Raw genomic sequence first — 4,980 nt, forward strand, 5'->3', positions numbered from 1 at the left:
CGTGCCGCTGCGCGCCACCAGCCGGCTGAAGCGGCTTCTACCAGTCAAACGGTGAAGTGGACTGGCTGAGATAAATCTTTGAGGGGTGAGGTGGACGACACTCATTTAAACAAAAAAAGGCAGCCCGGGGGGCTGCCATAAACTAAGGGATAATGCTTGATGATCTGGTCATCATCTTATTATTAGTTATACGTTTTCAAACTGACCCATGGTGTTGTCTTTACCACCGGCTTTAAGTGCGGCGTCACCGGCGAAGAATTCTTTGTGGTCATCACCAATGTTAGAGCCGGCCATATCTTGGTGCTTAACAGTAGCAATGCCTTGGCGAATTTCTTTACGCTGTACACCAGCAACATAAGCCAGCATACCTTCATCACCAAAGTAGCCTTTTGCTAAGTTGTCGGTAGACAATGCCGCCGTGTGGTACGTTGGCAGGGTAATTAAGTGGTGGAAAATACCCGCTTCACGTGCTGCATCGCGCTGGAAGTTAGCCGTCCATTCGTCTGCCAGTTTAGCCAACTCAGACGTATCGTAATCAGCACTCATTAGGCGAGCACGGTCGTAGGCGCTAACGTCTTTACCTTCTTCTGCCCATGCATCGTACACTTGCTGGCGGAAGTTTAGTGTCCAGTTAAACGATGGGCTGTTGTTGTACACCAGCTTAGCGTTTGGCACTTGTTCACGAATGCGATTTACCATGTTGGCAATTTGACCAACGTGCGGCTTTTCAGTTTCAATCCACAGTAAGTCTGCACCGTTTTGCAAGCTGGCAATACAGTCCATTACCACACGATCTTCACCTGAGCCTTCTTTAAACTGGAACAAGCCAGACGCTAAACGCTTAGGTTTAATCAGCTTACCATTTTGCTTAATAACAACGTCACCGTTGTTAATATCGTCCGCTGAGGCAATTTCATCACCATCAATGAAGCTGTTGTATTGGTCGCCTAAATCACCTGGTTCTTCTGTTACGGCAATTTGCTTAGTTAAGCCAGCACCCAAAGAGTCGGTACGCGCCACAATAACACCGTCTTCTACCCCTAACTCTAGGAAGGCGAGGCGAACTGCGTTAATTTTTGACAAGAAGTCGGCATGAGGCACAGTGACTTTACCGTCTTGGTGGCCACACTGCTTTTCATCAGATACTTGGTTTTCAATTTGAATACAGCAAGCACCAGCTTCAATCATTTGCTTGGCCAGCAAATAAGTCGCTTCATCGTTACCAAACCCAGCATCAATATCAGCAATAATTGGCACTATGTGCGTTTCATGGTTATCAATTTGCTGAGTCAGCTCACTAATTTTAGCTTGGTCGTCTGCTTTAACCGCTGCTTCTAAATCACGGAACAGGTGGTTTAGCTCCCATGAATCAGCTTGACGCAAGAAGGTGTACAGCTCTTCAATTAAACCAGATACGGCAGTTTTTTCATGCATCGACTGATCTGGCAGTGGGCCAAACTGTGAACGCATGGCGGCAACCATCCAACCAGACAAGTATAAGTAGCGACGCTTAGTGGTATTAAAATGCTTCTTCACAGAAATCATTTTCTGTTGACCAATAAAACCGTGCCAGCAACCTAAAGACTGAGTGTATTGCGAGGTATCTACATCATAGTTTGCCATGTCTTCACGCATGATTTTTGCGGTGTACTTGGCAATATCTAAGCCGGTCTTAAATTTATTTTGCACACGCATACGTGCTGCGTGCTCTGGCTTAATGGCACTCCAAGTCGGATTTTGTTTAATCAAAGAAGTCAGGGTATCTATTTCGCTTGCGTATGGCATGGTGTCCGTCCTGTTCTAGTCTATCGAGTTGAACCCTTATTAAGGGTTTGTCACTTCCTTGCCACAACAAAATGTTTGAAGTCTTGCTGTGCGCTTTAACCTTACTTATTTTGCTTCGCAACTCTCGTCTGTTTTTTTAGTGAGTCAGAAAAATACTCTGCTCTAATTTGTATATGACGTTTCCGTTTATTCTGCGCTGCGTTACGGATACTAATTTGCGCAACATTCAGCATAAGATCAAGTAACAAGCTAGCAAAATTACCACACAGGTCACATAACGAGGCCAATATCAAACTAAAGTCTAACTCAAAAACCCCTTATGAAACGTGACCTACAACCAAACCCTACTTCGTAACACCAAACACAGATGTAACTTAAAGTCGTTATAAAACAACCAAAAAAGACAAAACCATAGAGATAGGACCAACGTTTTAATTTTGCTTTTTTATTCACTATTAAACAGCGCAACACGGCTTAGGCTCAGGCATAGCAGAAATATAGAATGGTGATCCTCAACATTAACTCGACAAAAAATAACCTGCTATTTCGTGAAAAAATAGTGAGCTACTGTGCTCTTTGTTGTTATTTCATCATTTTTAAGCCGCTGCTAGTGATGCTTTCAATATCCAGCAGGCGGACACCGCCCATTGATAGCTAAAACCTATCAGGTGTATAGAAAGTAACGAATTAACTTAACCTTCATGCCGGCCTATGATGATAACCGTTCACAGCACAACACGTATCTCATACAAAAAGGAGTCATTATGACTGTTGCAATTAATACCGAAATCAAACCTTTTACCGCTCAAGCATTTCGCCAAGGCGAATTTGTAGAAGTCACTGAGGCGGACTTAAAAGGTAAGTGGTCAGTGGTGTTCTTCTACCCTGCAGACTTTACCTTTGTGTGCCCAACCGAATTAGGTGATGTGGCAGATCATTACAGCGAGTTACAGCAAATGGGCGTGGAAGTGTTTTCAGTGTCTACCGACACCCACTTTACCCATAAAGCGTGGCACGACAGCTCAGACACCATTGGTAAAATTCAGTACTACATGGTGGGCGACCAAACCGGCACCATTACCAATAACTTTGATGTGATGCGTGAAGGCGAAGGCTTAGCAGACCGCGCTACCTTTATTATTGACCCAGAGGGCATTATTCAGGCGGTAGAAGTCACGGCTGAAGGCATTGGTCGTAACGCGGCTGACTTAGTACGCAAAATTAAAGCCGCTCAGTATGTGGCCGCTCACCCAGGTGAAGTGTGCCCTGCTAAATGGCAAGAAGGCGAAGCCACACTCGCCCCTTCATTGGATTTGGTTGGCAAAATCTAATTTAAGCCTAATCACTCCCTAATGTTAACTCGGCTAGACCAGAGCGCTGGCCGAGTTTTTTTTAAACTCAGCACAGGACACGACTATGTTAGATGCTAACCTCAAACAACAATTGAACGCTTACTTACAAAACATTGTCTCGCCCATCGAGATCAGCGTGTCCCTGAGCGAGACACCAGAACACATTGCAAAATCAACCGAATTACGAGAGTTGGCTACCGAAATTAGCCAGCTATCGACCCAGATCACGCTAAAAGAGGCGCCAGCACACCGCTCACCAAGCATGAGCATTGCGCCAGCAGGCCAAGCGCCAAGAGTGAGCTTTGCCGGTATTCCTATGGGGCATGAATTTACATCTTTAGTGTTGGCACTGCTGCAAGCCGGCGGCCACCCTTCTAAAGTGAGTGACGAGTTACAGCAGCAAATTCGCGAGCTTAACGGCGAGTTTCATTTTGAAACTTATATTTCACTGTCGTGCCAAAACTGCCCCGACGTGGTGCAAGCGCTTAACCTAATGGCGACCCTTAACCCTAACATTACTCATGTAATGATAGATGGGGCGCTATTTCAAGACGAAGTGAACGAGCGGCAAATTATGGCGGTGCCTACTGTTTACTTAAATGGCGAGCATTTTGGCCAAGGGCGCATGAGCTTAGAAGAAATAATTCCTAAGCTGGATACTGGTGCGGCTGAGCGCCAAGCGGCGAACTTAAATGATGCCGACCCTTACGATGTATTAGTGGTGGGTGGCGGCCCAGCAGGTGCAGCGGCAGCCATTTATGCCGCCCGAAAAGGCATACGCACCGGCTTGTTAGCTGAGCGCTTTGGCGGCCAGGTGATGGATACCGTCGGCATAGAAAACTTTATTTCTGTGCCCTATACCGAAGGCCCTAAGCTGGCGGCAAGCCTTGAGCAACATATCAAGGACTATGATGTAGATATGATTACTGCCCAACGCGCCAGCGGTATTCAATCAGCCTCTGCAGACACTAACGGGTTAGTGAATATCCCCTTGGCCAGTGGCGCCACCTTAAAAAGCCGCAGTGTGATTTTAGCCACAGGGGCGCGTTGGCGAGAGCTGAATGTGCCAGGTGAAGAGCAATATCGTAATAAAGGCGTGGCTTATTGCCCCCATTGCGATGGCCCCTTGTTTAAGGGTAAGCGAGTGGCAGTCGTGGGCGGCGGTAACTCAGGCATTGAAGCGGCCATTGATTTAGCCGGCCTAGTAGAGCATGTCACTGTATTAGAGTTTGCCGATACCTTACGCGCCGATGAGGTGTTACAGCGCAAAGCCGAGTCTTTGCCGAATGTGGAGATTATTCGCAGCGCGCAAACCACAGAAGTGGTGGGCGATGGCCAAAAAGTCAGCGGTATGCATTATATTGACCGTGTCAGTGGCGAGCAAAAACACTTAGCGGTGGCGGGTATTTTTGTACAAATTGGCTTAATTCCCAATACCGAGTTTTTACAAGGCTCAAACATTGAGCTAACGCGCTTTGGTGAAGTGATCATTGACGCAAAAGGCGCGACGTCACAGCCCGGTGTCTTTGCCGCAGGGGATGCGACTACCGTGCCGCATAAGCAGATTATTATTGCCATGGGAGCCGGGGCCACCGCCGCCCTCAGCGCCTTTGACCATTTAATTAGATCGTAAAATAAGGCTGTAAGCTGGAAATAAAAACACCGAGTCGTGAGGGCTCGGTGTTTTGGTGATGGCTGACAGCTGACAGCTGACAGCCTGTCACTTCACCACATCTTTTGCTTGCATTATAAATAAAAATGAAAGAGGTGATTTAGTCGGTTCGGCTAGCATAACGGCCAAACAAAGGGTCTTCTTCACCGACACGCTGCAAGTACCTCCCTG

At 46.8% G+C, this 4,980-nt stretch carries 3 protein-coding genes; 2 read left to right on the forward strand and 1 reads right to left on the reverse strand.

Going from position 1 to position 4,980, the window contains the following annotated elements; genetic code table 11:
- Positions 1-186: 186 nt before the first annotated feature.
- Positions 187-1,785 carry an isocitrate lyase gene (locus ACTHY5_RS11210; RefSeq protein WP_441879658.1) on the reverse strand — a complete coding sequence of 533 codons (1,599 nt, stop codon included), beginning with the start codon at positions 1,783-1,785 and terminating at the stop codon, positions 187-189.
- A 764-nt stretch (positions 1,786-2,549) separates the two neighbouring features.
- On the opposite strand from ACTHY5_RS11210, the gene ahpC reads away from it, so the two are divergent.
- Entirely contained in the window at positions 2,550-3,116 is a 567-nt protein-coding gene (gene ahpC, locus ACTHY5_RS11215) for an alkyl hydroperoxide reductase subunit C (RefSeq protein WP_441879660.1), read from the forward strand.
- An 85-nt stretch (positions 3,117-3,201) separates the two neighbouring features.
- Positions 3,202-4,770: an alkyl hydroperoxide reductase subunit F gene (ahpF, locus tag ACTHY5_RS11220; RefSeq protein ID WP_441879662.1), complete on the forward strand. Its 1,569-nt coding sequence runs from the start codon at positions 3,202-3,204 to the stop codon at positions 4,768-4,770.
- Positions 4,771-4,980 lie beyond the last annotated feature (210 nt).

It is taken from the genome of Oceanisphaera sp., from assembly GCF_052084945.1.
Taxonomy (GTDB): Bacteria; Pseudomonadota; Gammaproteobacteria; order Enterobacterales; family Aeromonadaceae; genus Oceanimonas.

Excerpts from the sequence above, each read along its gene's own strand:
- ACTHY5_RS11210 (WP_441879658.1), bottom strand. The coding sequence starts at position 1,785 with ATGCCATACGCAAGCGAAATAGATACCCTGACTTCTTTGATTAAACAA.
- ahpC (WP_441879660.1), top strand. The coding sequence starts at position 2,550 with ATGACTGTTGCAATTAATACCGAAATCAAACCTTTTACCGCTCAAGCA.
- ahpF (WP_441879662.1), top strand. The coding sequence starts at position 3,202 with ATGTTAGATGCTAACCTCAAACAACAATTGAACGCTTACTTACAAAAC.